The 18,625-nt window shown below is 55.2% G+C and carries 21 protein-coding genes; 14 read left to right on the top strand and 7 right to left on the bottom strand.

What is annotated here, in order from left to right:
• Window positions 1-116: 116 nt before the first annotated feature.
• From QQZ17_RS05410 to QQZ17_RS05385, 6 genes are all read left to right on the top strand, one after another.
• Window positions 117-1,271, top strand: coding sequence for an AgaS family sugar isomerase (locus QQZ17_RS05410; protein WP_152406121.1), 1,155 nt, complete (start codon window positions 117-119; stop codon window positions 1,269-1,271).
• 12 nt (window positions 1,272-1,283) lie between these two features.
• Complete coding sequence (gene kbaY / locus QQZ17_RS05405; protein ID WP_152406122.1) at window positions 1,284-2,159, top strand: tagatose-bisphosphate aldolase subunit KbaY; 876 nt, start codon at window positions 1,284-1,286, stop codon at window positions 2,157-2,159.
• 188 nt (window positions 2,160-2,347) lie between these two features.
• The gene (agaB, locus tag QQZ17_RS05400; RefSeq protein ID WP_046487632.1) at window positions 2,348-2,824 is read left to right on the top strand and encodes a PTS galactosamine transporter subunit IIB; all 477 of its coding nucleotides are present in this window, start codon (window positions 2,348-2,350) and stop codon (window positions 2,822-2,824) included.
• A gap of 54 nt (window positions 2,825-2,878) precedes the next feature.
• Window positions 2,879-3,685 carry a PTS galactosamine transporter subunit IIC gene (gene agaC, locus QQZ17_RS05395; protein WP_046487635.1) on the top strand — a complete coding sequence of 269 codons (807 nt, stop codon included), beginning with the start codon at window positions 2,879-2,881 and terminating at the stop codon, window positions 3,683-3,685.
• Window positions 3,675-4,466, top strand: a complete 792-nt coding sequence (gene agaD, locus QQZ17_RS05390; RefSeq protein ID WP_042325161.1) for a PTS galactosamine transporter subunit IID — start codon at window positions 3,675-3,677, stop codon at window positions 4,464-4,466. The genes agaC and agaD overlap by 11 nt, the downstream gene beginning before the upstream one ends.
• Before the next feature lie 52 nt (window positions 4,467-4,518).
• On the top strand, window positions 4,519-5,238 hold the full coding sequence (locus QQZ17_RS05385) for a galactosamine-6-phosphate isomerase (protein ID WP_152406123.1): 720 nt from the start codon (window positions 4,519-4,521) through the stop codon (window positions 5,236-5,238).
• Between the two features lie 58 nt (window positions 5,239-5,296).
• Here QQZ17_RS05385 and rsmI read toward each other — a convergent pair whose 3' ends face one another.
• Window positions 5,297-6,157, bottom strand: a complete 861-nt coding sequence (gene rsmI, locus QQZ17_RS05380; protein ID WP_152406124.1) for a 16S rRNA (cytidine(1402)-2'-O)-methyltransferase — start codon at window positions 6,155-6,157, stop codon at window positions 5,297-5,299.
• 64 nt (window positions 6,158-6,221) lie between these two features.
• On the opposite strand from rsmI, the gene QQZ17_RS05375 reads away from it, so the two are divergent.
• The 4 genes from QQZ17_RS05375 to dolP all read left to right on the top strand — a co-directional run bounded on the left by QQZ17_RS05375 (window position 6,222) and on the right by dolP (window position 9,873).
• Window positions 6,222-8,276 (top strand): penicillin-binding protein activator, encoded by a 2,055-nt coding sequence (locus QQZ17_RS05375; RefSeq protein WP_152406125.1) that lies wholly within the window; start codon window positions 6,222-6,224, stop codon window positions 8,274-8,276.
• A complete protein-coding gene (locus QQZ17_RS05370; RefSeq protein WP_046487646.1) occupies window positions 8,234-8,629 on the top strand; it encodes a YraN family protein in 396 nt (131 codons plus the stop codon). Before QQZ17_RS05375 ends, QQZ17_RS05370 begins: the two co-directional genes overlap by 43 nt.
• A 68-nt stretch (window positions 8,630-8,697) precedes the next feature.
• On the top strand, window positions 8,698-9,288 hold the full coding sequence (diaA, locus tag QQZ17_RS05365; protein ID WP_042325150.1) for a DnaA initiator-associating protein DiaA: 591 nt from the start codon (window positions 8,698-8,700) through the stop codon (window positions 9,286-9,288).
• 9 nt (window positions 9,289-9,297) lie between these two features.
• Window positions 9,298-9,873 carry a division/outer membrane stress-associated lipid-binding lipoprotein gene (gene dolP, locus QQZ17_RS05360; protein ID WP_152406126.1) on the top strand — a complete coding sequence of 192 codons (576 nt, stop codon included), beginning with the start codon at window positions 9,298-9,300 and terminating at the stop codon, window positions 9,871-9,873.
• Window positions 9,874-10,285: 412 nt separating this feature from the next.
• Here the strand turns inward: dolP and QQZ17_RS05355 are convergent, their stop codons facing one another.
• The 3 genes from QQZ17_RS05355 to QQZ17_RS05345 all read right to left on the bottom strand — a co-directional run bounded on the left by QQZ17_RS05355 (window position 10,286) and on the right by QQZ17_RS05345 (window position 12,537).
• Window positions 10,286-11,323, bottom strand: a complete 1,038-nt coding sequence (locus QQZ17_RS05355) for a permease (protein WP_152406127.1) — start codon at window positions 11,321-11,323, stop codon at window positions 10,286-10,288.
• A 108-nt stretch (window positions 11,324-11,431) separates the two neighbouring features.
• Window positions 11,432-12,067 (bottom strand): NAD(P)H-binding protein, encoded by a 636-nt coding sequence (locus QQZ17_RS05350; protein ID WP_152406128.1) that lies wholly within the window; start codon window positions 12,065-12,067, stop codon window positions 11,432-11,434.
• 29 nt (window positions 12,068-12,096) lie between these two features.
• The gene (locus QQZ17_RS05345) at window positions 12,097-12,537 is read right to left on the bottom strand and encodes a YhbP family protein (protein WP_152406129.1); all 441 of its coding nucleotides are present in this window, start codon (window positions 12,535-12,537) and stop codon (window positions 12,097-12,099) included.
• Window positions 12,538-12,589: 52 nt separating this feature from the next.
• On the opposite strand from QQZ17_RS05345, the gene QQZ17_RS05340 reads away from it, so the two are divergent.
• Complete coding sequence (locus tag QQZ17_RS05340; RefSeq protein ID WP_152406404.1) at window positions 12,590-12,892, top strand: GIY-YIG nuclease family protein; 303 nt, start codon at window positions 12,590-12,592, stop codon at window positions 12,890-12,892.
• Here QQZ17_RS05340 and QQZ17_RS05335 read toward each other — a convergent pair.
• On the bottom strand, window positions 12,879-13,382 hold the full coding sequence (locus QQZ17_RS05335; protein ID WP_152406130.1) for a GNAT family N-acetyltransferase: 504 nt from the start codon (window positions 13,380-13,382) through the stop codon (window positions 12,879-12,881). The genes QQZ17_RS05340 and QQZ17_RS05335 overlap by 14 nt on opposite strands.
• Window positions 13,376-13,900 (bottom strand): ubiquinone anaerobic biosynthesis accessory factor UbiT, encoded by a 525-nt coding sequence (ubiT, locus tag QQZ17_RS05330; RefSeq protein ID WP_042325135.1) that lies wholly within the window; start codon window positions 13,898-13,900, stop codon window positions 13,376-13,378. The genes QQZ17_RS05335 and ubiT overlap by 7 nt, the downstream gene beginning before the upstream one ends.
• 220 nt (window positions 13,901-14,120) lie before the next feature.
• Here ubiT and ubiU point away from each other — a divergent pair, with 220 nt between their 5' ends.
• The 3 genes from ubiU (at window position 14,121) to QQZ17_RS05315 (ending at window position 17,177) form a co-directional block, all read left to right on the top strand.
• Window positions 14,121-15,116, top strand: coding sequence for a ubiquinone anaerobic biosynthesis protein UbiU (ubiU, locus tag QQZ17_RS05325; protein WP_152406131.1), 996 nt, complete (start codon window positions 14,121-14,123; stop codon window positions 15,114-15,116).
• 8 nt (window positions 15,117-15,124) lie between these two features.
• The gene (locus QQZ17_RS05320; RefSeq protein WP_442548507.1) at window positions 15,125-16,003 is read left to right on the top strand and encodes a U32 family peptidase; all 879 of its coding nucleotides are present in this window, start codon (window positions 15,125-15,127) and stop codon (window positions 16,001-16,003) included.
• 166 nt (window positions 16,004-16,169) lie between these two features.
• Complete coding sequence (locus QQZ17_RS05315; protein WP_152406133.1) at window positions 16,170-17,177, top strand: luciferase-like monooxygenase; 1,008 nt, start codon at window positions 16,170-16,172, stop codon at window positions 17,175-17,177.
• Between the two features lie 84 nt (window positions 17,178-17,261).
• Here the strand turns inward: QQZ17_RS05315 and mtr are convergent, their stop codons facing one another.
• Window positions 17,262-18,506 (bottom strand): tryptophan permease, encoded by a 1,245-nt coding sequence (mtr, locus tag QQZ17_RS05310; RefSeq protein ID WP_152406134.1) that lies wholly within the window; start codon window positions 18,504-18,506, stop codon window positions 17,262-17,264.
• Window positions 18,507-18,625 lie beyond the last annotated feature (119 nt).

Here is an 18,625-nt window from a genome sequence, read left to right as displayed (position 1 = left end):
GATTTCTTTCCTATAAATTTTAATCAATCGATCATGTGAACAAGTGAAACGAAACGAAAGATAGCGACATTTTGCCAGCGTCTGATGTGGAATTCACAAGACTAAGGACTTACGTTATGCCAGAAACCTATACCCCTGCTGCTGCAACAACCGGAACCTGGACTGAAGAAGAGATCCGCCAGCAGCCTGCCAGTTGGATCCGCTCGCTGACGAACATTGACGCGATTCGTACCGCGATCGACAATTTTCTCGCGCCACTGCTACGTAAAGGCGATCTGCGGATCGTCCTCACCGGGGCTGGCACCTCGGCATTCATTGGCGAGATAATCGCGCCCTGGCTTGCCAGCCACACCGGGCAAAACATCAGCGCAGTACCGACCACCGATCTGGTCACCAATCCGATGGATTATCTGAACCCGGCGCATCCGCTGCTGCTGGTCTCGTTTGCCCGTTCTGGCAACAGCCCGGAAAGCGTTGCGGCAGTGGAACTGGCAAACCAGTTCGTCCCTGAGTGCTACCACCTTTCGATCACCTGCAATGAAGCAGGCAGCCTGTACCAGAACGCCGTTGCAAGCGATAACGCCTTTGCCCTGCTGATGCCGACAGAAACGCACGATCGCGGGTTTGCGATGACCAGCAGTATTACCACTATGATGGCCAGTTGCCTGGCGGTGTTCGCACCGAAACTCATCAACAGCCGGACCTTCCGCGATGTCGCGGATCGCTGCCAGACTATCCTGTCGTCACTGGGTGATTTCAGCCACGGCGTGTTTGGCAATGGTGCCTGGAAACGGATCGTCTATCTCGGTAGCGGTGGATTACAGGGTGCTGCGCGTGAGTCGGCCCTGAAAGTACTTGAGCTGACCGCCGGTAAGCTGGCCGCGTTTTACGACTCGCCAACCGGCTTCCGTCACGGTCCGAAATCACTGGTGGATAACGAAACGCTGATCGTGGTGTACATCTCCAGCCACCCTTACACACGGCAGTACGATCTCGATCTGCTGGCGGAGCTGCGTCGCGATGGTCAGGCAATGCGCGTTATCGCTATCGCGGCCGAAAGCGATTCCATCATCGAATCTGGCCCGCACATTCTGTTACCCCCCGCGCGTCATTTTATCGATAGCGAGCTGGCTTTCTGCTACCTGATGTATGCCCAGGTCTTTGCGCTCACCCAGTCCATTAATGTCGGTAATACCCCGGATAACCCTTCCCGCAGCGGTACGGTCAACCGCGTCGTGCAGGGCGTCGTTATTCACCCGTGGCAGGCTTAAGAGGATCCGATCATGAGTATCATTTCTACGAAGTATCTCCTGCAGGATGCTCAGGCAAAAGGCTACGCCGTACCGGCCTTCAACATTCATAACGCCGAGACTATCCAGGCGATCCTCGAAGTGTGTAGCGAAATGCAATCACCGGTGATCCTCGCCGGTACGCCAGGCACCTTTAAACATATCGCGCTGGAGGAGCTTTACGCGCTGTGCACCGCCTACTCCACCACCTACGCTATGCCGCTGGCGCTGCATCTCGATCATCATGAATCACTGGACGACATTCGCCATAAGGTGAACGCCGGAGTACGCAGCGCCATGATCGACGGTAGCCATTTCCCGTTTGAGGAAAACGTGAAGCTGGTGAAATCGGTTGTCGATTTCTGCCACGCCCGCGATTGCAGCGTAGAAGCGGAGTTGGGACGCCTGGGTGGCGTCGAAGATGACATGAGCGTTGATGCAGAAAGCGCCTTTCTGACCGATCCGCAAGAGGCCAAACGCTTTGTTGAGCTGACCGGCGTCGACAGCCTTGCTGTCGCCATCGGCACCGCACACGGCCTCTACACCAAAAAACCGAAAATCGATTTCCAGCGCCTGGCTGAAATCCGTGAAGTGGTGGATATTCCGCTGGTGCTGCACGGTGCGAGCGATGTGCCTGACGAGTATGTACGCCGCACGATAGAGCTGGGTGTGTGTAAGGTTAACGTCGCTACCGAATTGAAAATTGCCTTCGCCGATGCCGTGAAAGCGTGGTTTGCTGACAACCCACAGGGCAACGATCCGCGCTATTACATGCGTGTCGGTATGGATGCGATGAAAGAGGTCGTGAGAAGTAAAATCACGGTTTGCGGTTCGGCTAACAAATTAGTGGCTGATTCCGATTTAATTTAAAGTCGTCCTGTTTCAACATCATATTCAGAAGCGTTATCTGATTAATATCAGGTAGCGCTTTCTGACCAGATAGCGGGGGAGAATAAAGAGATTACATCACGCTGAATAAATTCATGAATGCGTTACGGTAACAATAATATATTTCAACAAGTTCTGTCATTCTATTATTTTATGGTGAGGATTTAAGAATGGGTAGTCCAAATATCCTGTTAACGCGTATTGATAACCGACTGGTGCATGGTCAGGTGGGCGTCACCTGGACATCGACAATCGGTGCCAATCTGCTGGTTGTCGTGGATGATGATGTCGCTCAGGATGAGATTCAGCAGAAATTAATGGGCATCACCGCAGAAACCTACGGTTTCGGCATCCGTTTCTTTTCTATAGAAAAAACCATCAATGTCATCGGTAAGGCCGCGCCGCACCAGAAGATATTCCTGATTTGCCGCACCCCGCAAACGGTCAGAAAGCTGCTCGAAGGCGGTATCACGCTCAACGACGTGAACGTCGGCAATATGCACTTCTCGGAAGGTAAAAAGCAGATTAGCAGCAAGGTTTATGTCAATGAGCAGGATCTTCAGGATCTGCAGTTCATTAAGAAACACGGCGTAAACATTTTTATTCAGGATGTCCCTGGCGATCAAAAAGAAGCGATCCCGGAGTAAATAACAAGCCAATGTTTTCATATTAAAGGGACTTATTTACATGAGGTTTTCAAAATGCATGAAATAACACTTTTACAAGGGATATCCCTTGCTGCATTAGTCTTCTTTCTGGGAATCGATTTTTGGCTGGAAGCCCTGTTCTTATTCAGACCGATTATTGTGTGTACGCTCACTGGCGCCATCCTTGGCGATATTCATATTGGTTTGATCACCGGCGGTCTGACCGAACTGGCCTTTGCCGGTCTGACGCCCGCCGGCGGCGTACAACCGCCAAACCCCATCATGGCGGGGCTGATGACCACGGTGATCGCCTGGTCTACCGGCGTGGATGCCAAAACCGCCATCGGCCTCGGTTTGCCGTTCAGCCTGCTGATGCAATACGTGATTCTGTTCTTCTATTCCGCCTTCTCCCTGTTCATGTCCAGGGCCGACAACTGCGCTAAAGAAGCCAATACCCGCGCATTTGCACGTCTGAACTGGCTGACAACGCTGATTGTCGCCTGCTCATACGCCATTATCGCGTTTCTGTGTACCTATCTGGCGCAGGGTGCCATGCAGGCGCTGGTGAAAGCCATGCCGGCCTGGCTGACTCATGGTTTCGAAGTCGCGGGGGGGATTCTGCCTGCCGTCGGTTTTGGTCTGCTGCTGCGCGTGATGTTCAAAGCGCAGTACATTCCTTACCTGATCGCCGGCTTCCTCTTTGTGTGCTACATCCAGGTCAACAATCTACTCCCGGTCGCCGTCCTCGGCGCGGGCTTCGCCGTGTACGAATTTTTCAATGCCAAAGCTAAACAGCAGGCGCAACCCCAGCCTGTCGCCCGTAAAAATGATGATGAAGAGGATTACAGCAATGGGATCTGAAATCAGTAAAAAAGACATTACCCGTCTTGGCTTCCGCTCTTCCCTTCTTCAGGCGAGCTTTAACTATGAAAGGATGCAGGCGGGCGGCTTTACCTGGGCGATGCTGCCGATTCTGAAAAAAATCTACAAAGATGATAAGCCGGGTCTGAGTGCGGCCATGAAAGATCATCTGGAATTTATCAATACCCACCCGAACCTCGTCGGTTTCCTGATGGGCTTACTGATCTCAATGGAAGAGAAAGGAGAAAACCGCGACACCATCAAGGGTCTGAAAGTGGCGCTGTTTGGCCCCATCGCCGGGATTGGCGATGCCATTTTCTGGTTCACCTTGCTGCCGATTATGGCGGGGATCTGCTCCTCATTCGCCAGTCAGGGCAATTTGCTGGGGCCGATTCTGTTCTTCGCCGTCTATCTGATGATCTTTTTCCTGCGCGTCGGCTGGACTCACGTCGGCTATTCGGTCGGGGTAAAAGCCATTGATAAGGTGAGGGAAAACTCGCAGATGATCGCCCGTTCGGCAACGATCCTCGGGATCACGGTGATTGGCGGTCTGATCGCCTCCTACGTTCATATCGATGTCGTGACCTCTTTTGCCATCGACAGCACACACAACGTGGCACTGCAAAAGGACTTCTTTGATAAGGTCTTCCCGAACATTTTACCGATGGGCTACACGCTGCTGATGTACTACCTGCTGCGGGTGAAAAAAGCGCATCCGGTATTGTTAATCGGCGTCACCTTTGTGCTTTCTATCGTCTCTTCCGCACTTGGCATTTTGTAAACCGCACGGGCGCGACTGTGCGTGCGCCCCTCGTCAAAAGGATGACTGACAGATGCAATACATACAGTACTGCGACCATTATGACGCACTCAGCGATCGCGCCAGCGAACGGTTAATTCAGGTAATACATAACAAACCTGACGCGACGATCTGCCTGGCGACCGGCGCGACGCCTGAACTGACCTATCGTTTCCTGGTCGAGAAAATACAGCAGCGTCATGTTGATATCCGCAACGTGACCTTTGTGAAGCTTGATGAGTGGGTGGGAATGCCCTTACACACGCCGGGCACCTGTGAATCCTTCCTGCAACAGCACATCGTGCAACCGCTTGGCCTGCGCCCGGAACAGCTGATCGGTTTTCAGTCAGAAAATATCGACGAGACGGAATGCGAGCGCGTGACGGATTTGATTGCCAGCCGGGGCGGTCTCGATTTATGCGTACTGGGCATCGGCAAGAACGGTCATCTGGGGCTGAACGAACCGGGAAGCACGCTGGAACCGTTTTGCCATATCAGTAGGCTTGATGAACAAACGCGTCACCACGACATGCTTAAATCGGCCGGTCGTCCGGTGACGCACGGTATCACTCTGGGCCTGAAGGAGATCCTCAATGCAAAGGAAATATTGCTGCTGATTGCCGGAGAAGGAAAACAGGCCGCTGTTGAAAAATACCTGACCACCGCCGTGACGACCGCAATTCCGGCCTCGTTTTTGTGGCTGCATGACAATACGACATGTTTACTGGATGGCTCGCGTTATTCAGATCGATAACCCTCCCTCTCATTCTGACACGCTGTAGTTTTTCTTTTGCTGCAGCGTGTTTCCCGGATTATCCCTGCTGCTCCAGCGCATATTTGTACAGCGCGTTCTTTTTTACGCCGTGGATTTCTGCCGCCAGCGCTGCGGCTTTTTTCAGCGGCAACTCGGCCTGTAACAACGTGAGGGTGCGCAGGGCATCGGCAGGCAGTTCGTCTTCCTGCGCCTTGTGTCCTTCCACAATCAGCACCATCTCGCCTTTACGCCGGTTCTCGTCCTCTTTAACCCACGCCAGCAGTTCACCCACCGGTGCGCCGTGAATTGTCTCCCAGGTTTTGGTCAGCTCGCGCGCCAGCACCACGTAACGGGATTCGCCCCACACCGCGACCATATCTTCCAGGCTGTCCAGCAGGCGATGCGTGGACTCATAGAAAATCAGCGTGCGCGGTTCGGTTTCGATAGCTTTCAGCGCGTCACGACGTCCTTTTGATTTCGCGGGTAAAAAGCCTTCATAGCAGAAGCGGTCGGACGGCAATCCCGCCGCGCTTAATGCGGCAATCGCCGCACAGGGCCCTGGCAACGGCACGACGCGGATGCCCTGCTCACGACAACTGCGTACCAGGTGGTAACCCGGATCGTTAATCAGCGGCGTCCCGGCATCGGAAACCAGCGCGATGTTCAGTCCTTCTTTCAACTTCGCCACCAGCGTGTCTGCTTTTTGCTGCTCGTTATGATCGTGCAGGGCGAACAGTCGGGCATTAATCGCGAAATGCTGCAATAATAATCCGGTATGGCGAGTATCTTCAGCGGCAATTAAATCAACAGCTTGTAACACTTCGAGCGCACGCTGGGTAATATCAGACAAATTCCCGATAGGAGTAGGTACAATAAAGAGTTGGCCGCGAGAATTATCCGCCGATTCGTGTTGTGTCATTGTGTCGTCCGTATTGCCGATTTAATATTGAGCATTGCGTATAAAAAATATCACTGGATACAGTATGGTACCCTTAACATTCTCTCGTTTAAAAGCCGCGCGCTGTCTGCCCATCGTTCTGGCAGCCCTGATTTTCGCCGGCTGTGGCACCCAGGCGCCCGATCAGAGCACTGCCCATATGCAGGGCACAGCGCAAGCTGATTCCGGCTTTTATCTGCAACAGATGCAGCAAAGCGCAAATGATAGCAAGACCAACTGGCAATTACTCGCCATTCGTGCACTGCTGAAAGAAGGCAAAAGCCAGCAGGCTATCGAACTGTTTAACCAACTGCCGCAGGATCTGAATGATACCCAGCGCCGGGAACAGTCGCTGTTAGCCGTTGAAATCAAACTGGCGCAGAAAGATTTTGCCGGGGCGCAGGCGCTACTGGAAAAACTTACCCCGTCTGATTTTGAGCAAAATCAGCAGGCGCGCTACTGGCAGGCGCAGATTGACGCCAGCCAGGGCCGCCCATCACTCTCGCTGCTGCGCTCCCTGATTGCGCAGGAACCCCTGCTTGGCGAGAAGGATAAGCAGAAAAATATGGACGCCACCTGGCAAGCATTGTCTGCAATGACGCAGGAGCAGGCCCAGGCATTGGTTATCAATGCCGATGAAAACGTGTTGCAGGGCTGGCTGGACCTACAACGTGTCTGGTTTGATAACCGCAGCGATCCGGACATGATGAAAGCGGGCATTGCCGACTGGCAAAAACGCTATCCGCAAAATCCGGGAGCAAAACTGCTGCCAACCCAACTGGTCAATGTGCAGAGCTTTAAACCCGCCTCGACCAGTAAAATCGCCCTGCTACTACCGCTGAACGGTCAGGCAGCCGTATTTGGTCGCACCATTCAACAGGGCTTTGAAGCCGCCAAAAATCTTGGTACGCAGCCTGTCGACGCACAGCCCGCCGCGCAACCGGCCCCGGTCACAGCCCCAACGCCGGCGGACCCGCAGCCGCAGGCGACCGATGGCGTCGCCAGTCCTTCCCAGGCTTCAGTGAGCGATTTGACCCATGACGAGCAGGCCGAACAGCCCGTGCCGGTCAGCGCACCGCAGACAACGCCTGCACAGCCAACCACCGCAAGCGCGGCGGCAAATCCTTCCGCGGAACTGAAAGTTTATGACACCAGCGCCCAACCGCTCGATCAGATCCTGACGCAGGTTCAGCAGGACGGCGCGAGTATCGTGGTCGGCCCGCTGCTGAAAAACAACGTCGACGAACTGCTAAAAAGCAACACTCCGTTGAACGTGCTGGCACTTAACCAGCCGGAATCGGTGCAAAGCCGCGCAAACATCTGTTACTTCGCCCTCTCACCGGAAGATGAAGCGCGTGATGCGGCGCGCCATATCCGTGAACAGGGCAAACAGTCGCCGCTGCTGCTGATCCCGCGTAGCGCGCTTGGCGATCGTGTTGCTAACGCCTTTGCCCAGGAGTGGCAAAAACTGGGTGGCGCTACGGTGCTGCAACAGAAATTTGGCTCGACGGCGGAACTGCGTATGGGCGTCAACGGCGGTTCAGGGATAGCGTTAACCGGTAGCCCGGTCGCTGCCAGCGCACCGTCTCAACCCGGCGTCACTATTGGCAATTTAACCATTCCGGCTGCGCCAACGGATGCCCAGATTAGCGGTAACGGTGGTCGCGTGGACGCCGTGTATATTCTGGCAACACCTAATGAGATAGCCTTCATCAAGCCGATGATCGCCATGCGCAACGGTAGCCAGAGTGGTGCAACGCTGTACGCCAGTTCGCGTAGCGCGCAGGGGAATGCCGGTCCTGACTTCCGTCTGGAAATGGATGGCCTGCAGTACAGCGAGATCCCGATGCTGGCGGGCGCGAACCCGTCGCTGATGCAGCAGGCGCTCGGCGCAGTGCATAATGACTACTCGCTGGCGCGCATGTACGCAATGGGCGTGGATGCCTGGTCGCTGGCGAACCATTTCTCCCAGATGCGTCAGGTGCAGGGCTTCGAAATTAATGGGAATACCGGCGCGCTGACCGCCAGTCAGGACTGTGTGATTAACAGGAAGTTATCATGGCTCCAGTACCAACAAGGGCAGATTGTCCCCGCCAGTTAACGAGCAAACAGGCCGGTGACGCGTGGGAAACCACCGCGCGTCGCTGGCTGGAGCGCAAGGGACTGCATTTTATCGCCGCCAACGTGCATGAACGCGGCGGCGAGATCGATCTGATCATGCGTGATGGCAAGACGACCGTCTTTATTGAGGTCCGCTACCGACGCTCTACCACGTTCGGTGGCGCCGCTGCCAGTGTGACGCGCAGCAAGCAACGTAAATTATTACAGGCTGCCCGCTTGTGGCTCGCGCGCCACAATGGGAGTTTTGATACTGTGGATTGCCGGTTCGATGTGTTAGCCTTCACCGGAAATGATGTTGAGTGGTTCAGGAATGCCTTTACTGACTGCTCATAATTGAAGATTCAGAACAGACCCATTGGGCAAATAAAAATAGCCTAATAGGTCAGCTCTTAAGGATTAGCGTGTTAGACAGAATTAAAGTCTGCTTTACCGAAAGCATTCAAACTCAAATTGCAGCGGCAGAAGCCCTCCCGGATGCTATCTCTCGCGCCGCCGTGACGCTGGTTCATTCACTGCTCAATGGCAACAAAATTCTCTGTTGTGGTAATGGGACATCCGCTGCCAACGCACAGCATTTTGCGGCCAGCATGATCAACCGCTTTGAGACAGAACGCCCCAGTTTACCCGCGATTGCACTAAATACGGATAATGTGGTCTTAACAGCGATTGCTAACGACCGTCTGCATGACGAAGTGTATGCAAAACAGGTTCGGGCGTTGGGTCATGCTGGCGACGTCTTACTGGCCATCTCGACGCGCGGCAACAGCCGCGATATCGTTAAGGCTGTGGAAGCTGCCGTCACGCGAGACATGACGATTGTGGCACTGACCGGGTATGACGGGGGTGAACTGGCTGGACTATTAGGGCCACAGGATGTTGAGATCCGCATCCCTTCGCACCACAGCGCACGCATTCAGGAAATGCATATGCTGACGGTAAACTGCCTGTGCGATCTGATCGATAACACGCTTTTCCCCCACCAGGATGATTAAGGAGTACACATGAAGGCTTTATCGCCAATCGCAGTCCTTATTTCTGCTCTGCTATTGCAAGGTTGTGTAGCCGCCGCAGTGGTCGGTACCGCCGCCGTTGGCACCAAAGCAGCAACAGACCCACGTAGCGTAGGCACTCAGGTGGACGATGGAACCCTGGAAGTGCGCGTTAACAGTGCACTGTCGAAAGATGCACAAATCAAGAAAGAAACGCGCATTAACGTGACGGCTTATCAGGGTAAAGTGTTACTGGTCGGTCAGTCGCCGAATAGTGAACTCTCCGCACGGGCTAAACAGATTGCGATGGGCGTCGACGGCACCACCGAGGTCTATAACGAGATCCGTCAGGGCCAGCCGATTGGCATGGGCACCGCGTCAAGTGACACCTGGATCACCACCAAAGTACGCTCTCAGTTGCTGACCAGCGACCAGGTTAAATCATCCAACGTGAAAGTGACGACCGAAAACGGCGAAGTGTTCCTGTTAGGCCTGGTGACCGACCGTGAAGCGAAAGCGGCTGCGGATATCGCCAGCCGGGTCAGCGGCGTGAAGCGCGTCACCACGGCGTTTACCTTCATCAAGTAATCCCCCAAGGCCTGATTAGGCGCTTTAGCGTCGACATCAGGCCATATGTGCCGGATGGCGGCGTGACCGCCTTATCCGGCCTACAGAGTGTATTATCGTAGGCCGGGCAAGCGAAGCGCCCCAGGCATTCCTTAAGTAATCCCCCAGGCCTGATTAGGCGCTTTAGCGTCGACATCAGGCCATATGTGCCGGATGGCGGCGTGACCGCCTTATCCGGCCTACAGAGTGTATTATTGTAGGCCGGGCAAGCGAAGCGCCCCCGGCATTCCTTAAGTAATCCCCCAGGTCTGATTAGGCGCTTTGGCGTCGACATCAGGCCCCATATGTACCGGATGGCGGCGTGACCGCCTTATCCGGCCTACAGAGTGTATTATTGTAGGCCGGGCAAGCGAAGCGCCACCGGCATTCCTTTTTATATCAACGCAATACTTCCCACTATCACGCCAGAGACCACCACCAGCACCGCCGTTAACCACAGCGCTTTTGCCGGGAACGCTTTACGCAACATAATCAGCGACGGCAGGCTGACGGCGGGTAATGTCATCAGCAGTGCAAGCGCTGGCGCAGTCCCCATCCCTGCCAGCATCATCGTCTGTACAATCGGAATTTCTGCCGCGGTCGGGATCACAAACAGACAGCCGGCCACCGCCAGCGCAATCACCCACAGCAGGCTGTTATCGATAGCCCCATCCGCATGTGGAAACAGCCAGACGCGCGCAGCACCCAGTACCAGCACCGCCAGGATGTAGACAGGAATAGTGCTCCAGAACAGCGTCCACAGCGCGCGGCCCCAGCGGACAAAGAACCCGTCCTGTGCATCCAGTCGCGTGATTTCCACCGGCAACTCAGCCTGCGCAGGCTCTTTCACCCATTTCTGCACCAGCGTTGCCACCACCAGCACCATTGCCAGTCCGGCAACCAGGCGGATAGCCGCAAAATGCCAGCCGAGGACGAAGCCCATAAACACCAGCGTCGCCGGGTTTAACAGCGGATTCCCCATCCAGAATGCCAGCGCCCCGCCCATCGAAACCTGCTGGCGACGCATCCCCGCCGCCACCGGTGCAGCACAGCAGGTGCACATCATGCCGGGCAGAGAGAAAAGCGTCCCGAACAGCGTGCCGCGAAAACGCGTTTGCCCGAGCGTACGTAACAGCCAGTCACGCGGGATCAGAACCTGAATCAGCGAACCAAGGATCACCCCCAATACCGCTGCCTTCCAGACCGCAATGAAATAGACCATCGCATAGTCCCAGGCCGCCTGCCACGGGTTCGCATCAGCCTGCGCCAGAATGGATTTACCGATACTGTGAGTTTCTGCGGCTGTGAAGGCTTTCCCGTAATAAGGCTGCCATTTCACATACCAGAGACCGACGATGACGACGAGAAAGAAAAGAGCGGGCTTCCACCATTGAAACGGTGTTGCCGCCTGAGATGAAGACTGACCAGCCATAGCATTCCCCAGGGCGTGTGAGAGTAATTAGCCGGGAATATACGCCTTTGGGAAATGTTTGGAAATGTTAAATTGACCGGGTGAATTGTCCGGCCTGCACCTCACGCGTCAGGCAGCCCTCTCCCGCAACTGGGATGAGGTCAGGATCGTCACCCCTTCGTGTTCAGGCGCCAGCGCGTCTGCCAGCATTGCGCGCGCCACGTCCCGCGCGTCAATCGACTTCCAGTTGCCGGGCAGCAGTCGGAATAACGGCGCAAAAAGGGTTTCGCTGAATCGCTGTCTGGTGCGGTCGCCGAGCAGCATCGACGGGCGTGCAATCGTCAGCTTCGGCCACGCCTGCGCAATCAGCGCCTCTTCCATCTCCCCTTTTACGCGGTTGTAGAAAAACGGCGAACGGGCGTTGGCCCCCATCGAACTCACCACCAGCATATGCTGCGCACCCAGACGGCGACCGGTCAAGGCGGTGTCGACCACCAGCGTATAGTCGGCATGAATAAATGCCTCTTTGCTGCCGGCTTCGCGCCGGGTCGTGCCCAGACAGCAAAAAACGATATCGACAGGATCGGAAACCTGCGCCAGCGCATCGCTCAGTTGCGGATCGTGGGGATTATAGACGCCAGGCATGTCCGCCAGCGGGCGTCGCGTCGGTGCGGCTATCGAATGGATCTTCGGTTCATTAAGCAGCATCCGCAGTAAATGCCCGCCAACCAACCCGGTCGCCCCGGTAATCAGTACCTGACTCATCGCCTTCTCCTCGTCCTGAACTCTTCTAACTATACAACACCGATTGAGTCGCGCACCCACACCAACTTTTTGCCAAAGCCCAGAGTGTTGTCGGTGAATTTGAGTTCATCCAGGCGGATTTCCCATACCGGCGCGGACAGCATTCTGGCGACCGGGAAGCGGCGAAGATAGGCCTGTCGTGCCGCGTCGCTTTCTTCTCCTGCCAGTTGACGGATCTCGCCTTTAAACTGTACGCCGCGAATCAAGGCGACCGTTTTCGGTTGACCATTGACGGTCCCGGCAACGGGGGCTCGCGGGCCTGACATCTGCGCATGACGCGTTTTCTCTTCCGTCAGCAGATAAAAAACCACCTTTTTGGCATCGAAGAGATAAAACGCATTGGCACACCACAGTTCACCTTCGTGATGTACGCACCAGGTCACAACATGTTGTTTTGTCAGCCAACGACCAATCGCAGTGAGTGTTTCCATCTCGGTTCTCTTTTATACTGGATGCCAGAAACATAACACGCCGAAGGCTATGATGACACCCTGGTATCTTTATCTGATCCGCACCGCCGACAATGCCCTGTATACCGGGATCACGACCGACGTAGCGCGCCGCTACCAGCAACATCAACGTGGCAAAGGCGCGAAGGCGCTACGGGGAAAAGGGGAGTTGACGCTGGCGTTTTCCGCACCGGTTGGCGATCGTTCACTGGCGCTACGCGCAGAATACCGGGTCAAAAAACTCACCAAGCAACAGAAAGAACGGCTTGTCGCAGAAGGCGAAGGGTTTGCAGCGTTACTGAACGACCTGCAAACCCCGACGCTTAAAAACGATTAAAGTGATCGTGATACTCGACCAGTCCCGTGACGCCGCTTAGCGCGTCTTCCGCTAAACGATGTACCTGAAACGCGCTTTCGGTGCCCGGCCAGCGGCAATGCAGATCGTAATGGGCGGCCAGTTCGAAACCAAAGCGGCTATACAGTGCCGGTTCACCCAGGGTGACCACGGCGGCGTAGCCAAATTCGTTGAGTGAATCCAGCCCTTCATAGACCAGTTGGCGTGCCAGCCCCTGCCCACGGTAGTTTTCATCGACTGCCAGCGGTGCCATGCCGACCCACTGCAGATCTTCGCCCTGTACATCGACGGGGCTGAATGCCACGTAACCCACCACCTGGCCTTCATCGTCTGTGGCGACCAGACCGAGCGTCAGAAAACCATCTTCACGCAGGGAGTGTACCAGTTCCGCTTCCGCATCGCTTTCGAATGAACGACGCAGCAGGGCATCAATGCCGGGTGCGTCAATGGGAATTTCTACTCGAATCAGCATGGTTCACCTACCGATGTCTGTTTGGTTTCTGGCGAGTATTTCATGCCCGCCTCAACAAAATCCGCCAGTTGCAGCAGCATAACGCGCAACGCTTTGGGCATCTGCTCCAGCTCAATGGCATCCATCAGGTTCTTAACATACAACCCTAACTCCGTATCCCCTTCAATCACCAGCCGGCGCTGGAAGAAGAGCGTATCCGGATCCTGCTTACGCGCGGCGATCATCAACAGATCGCTGGCATCAGCGCTAAAACTCACGTCGGCTTGCGCATCCTCGCTGACGATCAGTTTGTCATTCTCGACCGAGGTATACCATTTCAGGCCGATATCGCGAACCGTAATGCTTAACCAACGGCCTTCAAGGAACTCCAGCTCCCCGTCAGCCAGGGCCTGGCGAAACTGCCAGCTTAGGACCTGTTCCAGAACCTGGCGCTGCAGTGCAAAGGGCGTCAGTTTAACTGGCACACTCATCAGAGACGGACCGAAATGTACTAAGCGTGAACGCAGCTTATCTAACACGAGCTTTACTCCCTGTTTCAATTATCCTGCTATTCTGCCATATCAGATAAACGACATAGCGGCGTAAATCAACAATTGCGTGCGAAATCCCTAACTCTTTATTGCTGATATCAATACGACTTTAACTGCCTTAAATCAAAAATTGTCGCAGCAAGGTTAACTAAAATCCTTGTTCGTTAACAATTATGCGTCCCAGGCGGCGCAATCTTCAGGATAAATTATGGAGCTGCTCTGCCCTGCCGGAAATCTCCCGGCGCTTAAGGCGGCCATCGAAAACGGCGCTGATGCCGTTTATATCGGGCTTAAAGATGATACCAACGCCCGCCACTTCGCCGGCCTTAACTTTACCGAGAAGAAATTGCAGGAAGCGGTGAGCTTTGTCCACCAACACCGCCGCAAATTACACATCGCCATTAACACGTTTGCGCATCCGGACGGCTATGCCCGCTGGCAGCGTGCGGTGGATATGGCTGCGCAACTGGGGGCGGATGCGCTGATCCTCGCGGATCTCGCTATGCTCGAGTATGCCGCAGTTCGTTACCCGCATATTGAGCGCCATGTCTCTGTTCAGGCCTCGGCTACCAATGAAGAAGCGATCAACTTTTATCATCGCAATTTTGATGTTGATCGCGTCGTCCTGCCGCGCGTGCTCTCTATCCATCAGGTGAAACAGCTTGCCCGCGTGACGCCGGTGCCACTGGAGGTTTTTGCTTTCGGCAGTCTGTGCATTATGGCCGAAGGCCGCTGTTACCTCTCATCCTATTTGACCGGTGAATCCCCCAATACAGTAGGGGCCTGTTCCCCTGCCCGCTTTGTGCGCTGGCAGCAGACGCCCCAGGGGCTGGAATCACGGCTGAATGAAGTGCTGATCGACCGCTATCAGGACGGGGAGAACGCCGGTTATCCGACGCTGTGTAAAGGTCGCTATCTGGTCGACGGCGAGCGTTACCACGCGCTGGAAGAACCGACTAGCCTGAACACGCTGGAGCTACTGCCGGAACTGCTGGCGGCAAATATTGCCTCGGTGAAAATCGAAGGTCGTCAGCGCAGCCCGGCCTATGTCAGCCAGGTTGCGAAAGTGTGGCGTCAGGCGATCGACCGCTGCATAGCCGACCCGCAGAACTATGCGCCGCAGGCAGACTGGATGGAGACGCTCGGCGCGATGTCCGAAGGCACTCAGACGACGCTTGGCGCCTATCACCGTAAATGGCAGTGAGAAAAGCAATGAAATATTCCTTAGGGCCGGTGCTTTACTACTGGCCGAAAGAAACGCTGGAAGGCTTTTATCAGCAGGCAGCCACCAGCAGCGCTGATGTTATCTATCTCGGCGAAGCGGTGTGCAGCAAACGCCGCGCCACCAAAGTCGGCGACTGGCTGGATATGGCGAAATCGCTCGCCGGTAGCGGTAAGCAGGTGGTGCTTTCGACGCTGGCGCTGGTGCAAGCCTCTTCTGAGTTGAACGAACTGAAGCGCTATGTCGAAAATGGCGACTTTCTGCTGGAAGCCAGCGATCTTGGCGTGGTGAATATGTGCGCCGACCGCAAGCTACCGTTTGTCGCCGGACACGCGCTGAACTGCTACAACGCCGTCACGCTGCGCCTGCTGCTCAAACAAGGGATGGTGCGCTGGTGCATGCCGGTGGAGCTTTCCCGCGACTGGCTGATAAACCTGCTCAATCAGTGTGATGAACTGGGGATTCGCCAGCAGTTTGAAGTGGAAGTCCTGAGCTATGGGCATCTGCCGCTGGCTTACTCCGCCCGCTGCTTTACCGCCCGCTCGGAAGATCGTCCGAAAGATGAGTGCGAAACCTGCTGCATCAAGTACCCTAACGGCCGCGACGTACTCTCCCAGGAAAATCAACAGGTGTTCGTCCTCAATGGCATTCAGACCATGAGCGGCTATATCTACAACCTCGGCAACGAACTGACGTCAATGCAGGGGCTGGTGGACATCGTGCGCCTGTCTCCGCTGGGCACGGAGACATTCGCAATGCTCGACGCCTTCCGCGCTAACGAAACGGGGCGCGCTCCGCTACCACTCGCTGCACACAGCGACTGCAACGGCTACTGGAAACGTCTGGCCGGTCTGGAATTGCAGGCCTAATGCCTCTCTGCCGGATGGCGGCATAACTGCCTTATCCGGCCTACTCCAGGCCTGATCATCAGGTATTTTCTGTCCGCCACGCGTTTTATAAAGCTCACTTTGTTAACTACGGTTATCATTTTTTAATGCACTATTAAAAAATATGCCGATGACAAAGTGAGCCATTATGACTGACAAAACCATTCCTTTCTCGGTGCTGGATCTGGCACCGATCTCCGACGGATCCTCAGCAAAAGAGGCATTCTCACACTCGCTGGATCTCGCACGCCTCGCAGAAAAAAGAGGCTATCATCGCTACTGGCTGGCGGAACACCACAACATGACCGGTATCGCCAGCGCGGCAACCTCAGTGCTGATTGGCTATCTGGCCGCGAACACCCAGACTTTGCATCTCGGTTCCGGCGGCGTCATGCTCCCCAACCACTCACCGCTGGTGATCGCTGAGCAGTTCGGTACGCTGAACACGCTCTATCCGGGACGCATTGATCTCGGCTTAGGACGCGCGCCGGGTAGCGATCAGCCGACGATGCGGGCGCTGCGCCGTCATATGGGCGGTGATATCGATAACTTCCCTCGCGACGTCGCTGAACTGGTGGACTGGTTTGATGCACGCGATCCCAATCCGCAGGTACGCCCGGTTCCTGGCTACGGCGAGAAGATCCCGGTCTGGCTGTTAGGCTCCAGCCTCTATAGCGCGCAGTTAGCCGCACAGCTTGGTCTGCCGTTCGCTTTTGCCTCCCACTTCGCGCCGGATATGCTGTTCCAGGCGCTGCATATGTACCGCACTCAGTTCAAGCCGTCAGCGCGGCTGGAAAAACCGTATGCGATGGTGTGCATCAATATCATTGCCGCCGACAGTAACCGTGATGCGGAGTATTTGTTCACCTCGATGCAGCAAGCCTTCGTGAAGTTGCGGCGTGGTGAAACGGGCCAGCTCCCGGCACCGATTCAAAATATGGATCAGTTCTGGTCGCCATCAGAACAGTACGGTGTGCAGCAGGCGCTGAGTATGTCGCTGGTGGGGGATAAAGCGAAAGTAGGCCACGGGCTAGAGTCTATTCTGCGTGAAACCCAGGCGGACGAGATTATGGTTAACGGGCAGATTTTTGACCATCAGGCGCGTCTGCATTCGTTTGAACTGGCGATGGATCTGAAAAAAGAGTTGTTGGGATAGTTTTTTGCCCGGTGGCGCTACGCTTACCGGGCCTGGAAATCCACGTAGGCCGGATAAGGCGCAGCCGCCATCCGGCAACATGTTTTACTGATACACCGGCAGCAAATTAAAGCTCGACAGGATGTGTACCAGCGCGTTACCCACCCCGAAAACCAGAATCAGGACAATCATCGGCTTACCGCCCCAGACGCGGAATTTCGGGCTACCGAAGCGCTGACGTGATTTACGTGCCAACAATGCCGGCACAATCGCAGCCCAGATGGTCGCCGCCAGTCCTGCATAGCCAATGGCATACAGGAATCCGTTCGGCCACAGCAGTCCCCCGACGATCGGCGGAACAAAGGTGAGCAGCGCCGTTTTGAAGCGTCCTGGCGCCGAATCGTCAAAACCAAACAGATCGGCCAGATAGTCAAACAGTCCCAGCGTGACGCCGAGGAATGAACTCGCCACCGCAAAGTTAGAAAACACCACCAGCAGCAGATCCAGACTACGACTGTTCAGCACGCCGCTCAGCGCCTGCACCAGCACATCAATATTGCCGCCCTCTCGCGCAATGCCGATAAACTCTGGGCGCGGAATGTTCCCCATCGTCCCCAGCAACCAGACGGTGTACAGCATCAGCGCCAGCAGCGTCCCGTAGACCAGGCACTTCACAATGGTGCGAGGGTCTTTACCGTAGTATTTCATCAGGCTCGGGACGTTACCGTGATAGCCAAACGACGCCAGACAGAACGGCAGCGTCATCAACAGATACGGCGTATAAGAGGCGTTACTTTCCGCGACGTTAAACAGCGTAGTCGGCGTAACGTGCCCAAGCAGACTGCCGAAGGTCAGGAAGAAAGTAATGACCTTCGCACCCAGCACGATAGCCGTCATGCGACTCACCGCTTTGGTGCTCAGCCACACCACAAACGCCACCAACAGCGCAAAACCAAAACCTGCCGCACGGGCGGGCACGTTCAGCGACATCTCGCTGAAGGTATGGTGCAGAATCGAACCGCTCGCCGAAATATAGGCGTAGGTCAGGATATAGAGTACGAAGGCAATAGAGATACCGTTGACCACGTTCCAGCCTTTGCCCAGCAGATCTTTGGTGATGGTGTCGAAGCTCGAGCCAATTCGGTAGTTGAGGTTTGCTTCCAGGATCATCAGACCGGAATGCAGCATGCAGAACCAGGTAAAGACCAGCGCCGCCATTGACCAGAAAAACCAGCTACCTGCCATAACCACCGGTAAAGAAAACATCCCTGCGCCGATAATGGTGCCGCCGATAATCACCACGCCGCCAAGCAGCGAAGGTGATGTCTGGGTGGTGGTTAGTGTTGCCATTTAGCGATTTCTCCAGCGAATAATGTTGTGACCGCATTTTAGTGCGTTGCACTGTACCAGTACAATAGTACAAATGAAATAAAAAAAGCCCCGATGATTTTATCGGGGCTGTATCTATT

Origin of the sequence: Citrobacter sp. T1.2D-1 (genome assembly GCF_950098555.1) — a bacterium.
Lineage (GTDB): Bacteria > Pseudomonadota > Gammaproteobacteria > Enterobacterales > Enterobacteriaceae > Citrobacter_A > Citrobacter_A telavivensis.
This window is presented reverse-complemented; position numbering and strand designations above follow the sequence as displayed.

Excerpts from the sequence above, each read along its gene's own strand:
- QQZ17_RS05345 (WP_152406129.1), bottom strand. The coding sequence starts at position 12,537 with ATGGAAACACTCACTGCGATTGGTCGTTGGCTGACAAAACAACATGTT.
- kbaY (WP_152406122.1), top strand. The coding sequence starts at position 1,284 with ATGAGTATCATTTCTACGAAGTATCTCCTGCAGGATGCTCAGGCAAAA.
- dolP (WP_152406126.1), top strand. The coding sequence starts at position 9,298 with ATGAAGGCTTTATCGCCAATCGCAGTCCTTATTTCTGCTCTGCTATTG.
- rsmI (WP_152406124.1), bottom strand. The coding sequence starts at position 6,157 with ATGACACAACACGAATCGGCGGATAATTCTCGCGGCCAACTCTTTATT.
- agaB (WP_046487632.1), top strand. The coding sequence starts at position 2,348 with ATGGGTAGTCCAAATATCCTGTTAACGCGTATTGATAACCGACTGGTG.
- mtr (WP_152406134.1), bottom strand. The coding sequence starts at position 18,506 with ATGGCAACACTAACCACCACCCAGACATCACCTTCGCTGCTTGGCGGC.
- QQZ17_RS05315 (WP_152406133.1), top strand. The coding sequence starts at position 16,170 with ATGACTGACAAAACCATTCCTTTCTCGGTGCTGGATCTGGCACCGATC.
- QQZ17_RS05320 (WP_442548507.1), top strand. The coding sequence starts at position 15,125 with ATGAAATATTCCTTAGGGCCGGTGCTTTACTACTGGCCGAAAGAAACG.
- QQZ17_RS05385 (WP_152406123.1), top strand. The coding sequence starts at position 4,519 with ATGCAATACATACAGTACTGCGACCATTATGACGCACTCAGCGATCGC.
- agaD (WP_042325161.1), top strand. The coding sequence starts at position 3,675 with ATGGGATCTGAAATCAGTAAAAAAGACATTACCCGTCTTGGCTTCCGC.
- QQZ17_RS05355 (WP_152406127.1), bottom strand. The coding sequence starts at position 11,323 with ATGGCTGGTCAGTCTTCATCTCAGGCGGCAACACCGTTTCAATGGTGG.
- QQZ17_RS05340 (WP_152406404.1), top strand. The coding sequence starts at position 12,590 with ATGACACCCTGGTATCTTTATCTGATCCGCACCGCCGACAATGCCCTG.
- QQZ17_RS05410 (WP_152406121.1), top strand. The coding sequence starts at position 117 with ATGCCAGAAACCTATACCCCTGCTGCTGCAACAACCGGAACCTGGACT.
- QQZ17_RS05370 (WP_046487646.1), top strand. The coding sequence starts at position 8,234 with ATGGCTCCAGTACCAACAAGGGCAGATTGTCCCCGCCAGTTAACGAGC.
- QQZ17_RS05350 (WP_152406128.1), bottom strand. The coding sequence starts at position 12,067 with ATGAGTCAGGTACTGATTACCGGGGCGACCGGGTTGGTTGGCGGGCAT.
- agaC (WP_046487635.1), top strand. The coding sequence starts at position 2,879 with ATGCATGAAATAACACTTTTACAAGGGATATCCCTTGCTGCATTAGTC.
- QQZ17_RS05335 (WP_152406130.1), bottom strand. The coding sequence starts at position 13,382 with ATGCTGATTCGAGTAGAAATTCCCATTGACGCACCCGGCATTGATGCC.
- ubiU (WP_152406131.1), top strand. The coding sequence starts at position 14,121 with ATGGAGCTGCTCTGCCCTGCCGGAAATCTCCCGGCGCTTAAGGCGGCC.
- QQZ17_RS05375 (WP_152406125.1), top strand. The coding sequence starts at position 6,222 with ATGGTACCCTTAACATTCTCTCGTTTAAAAGCCGCGCGCTGTCTGCCC.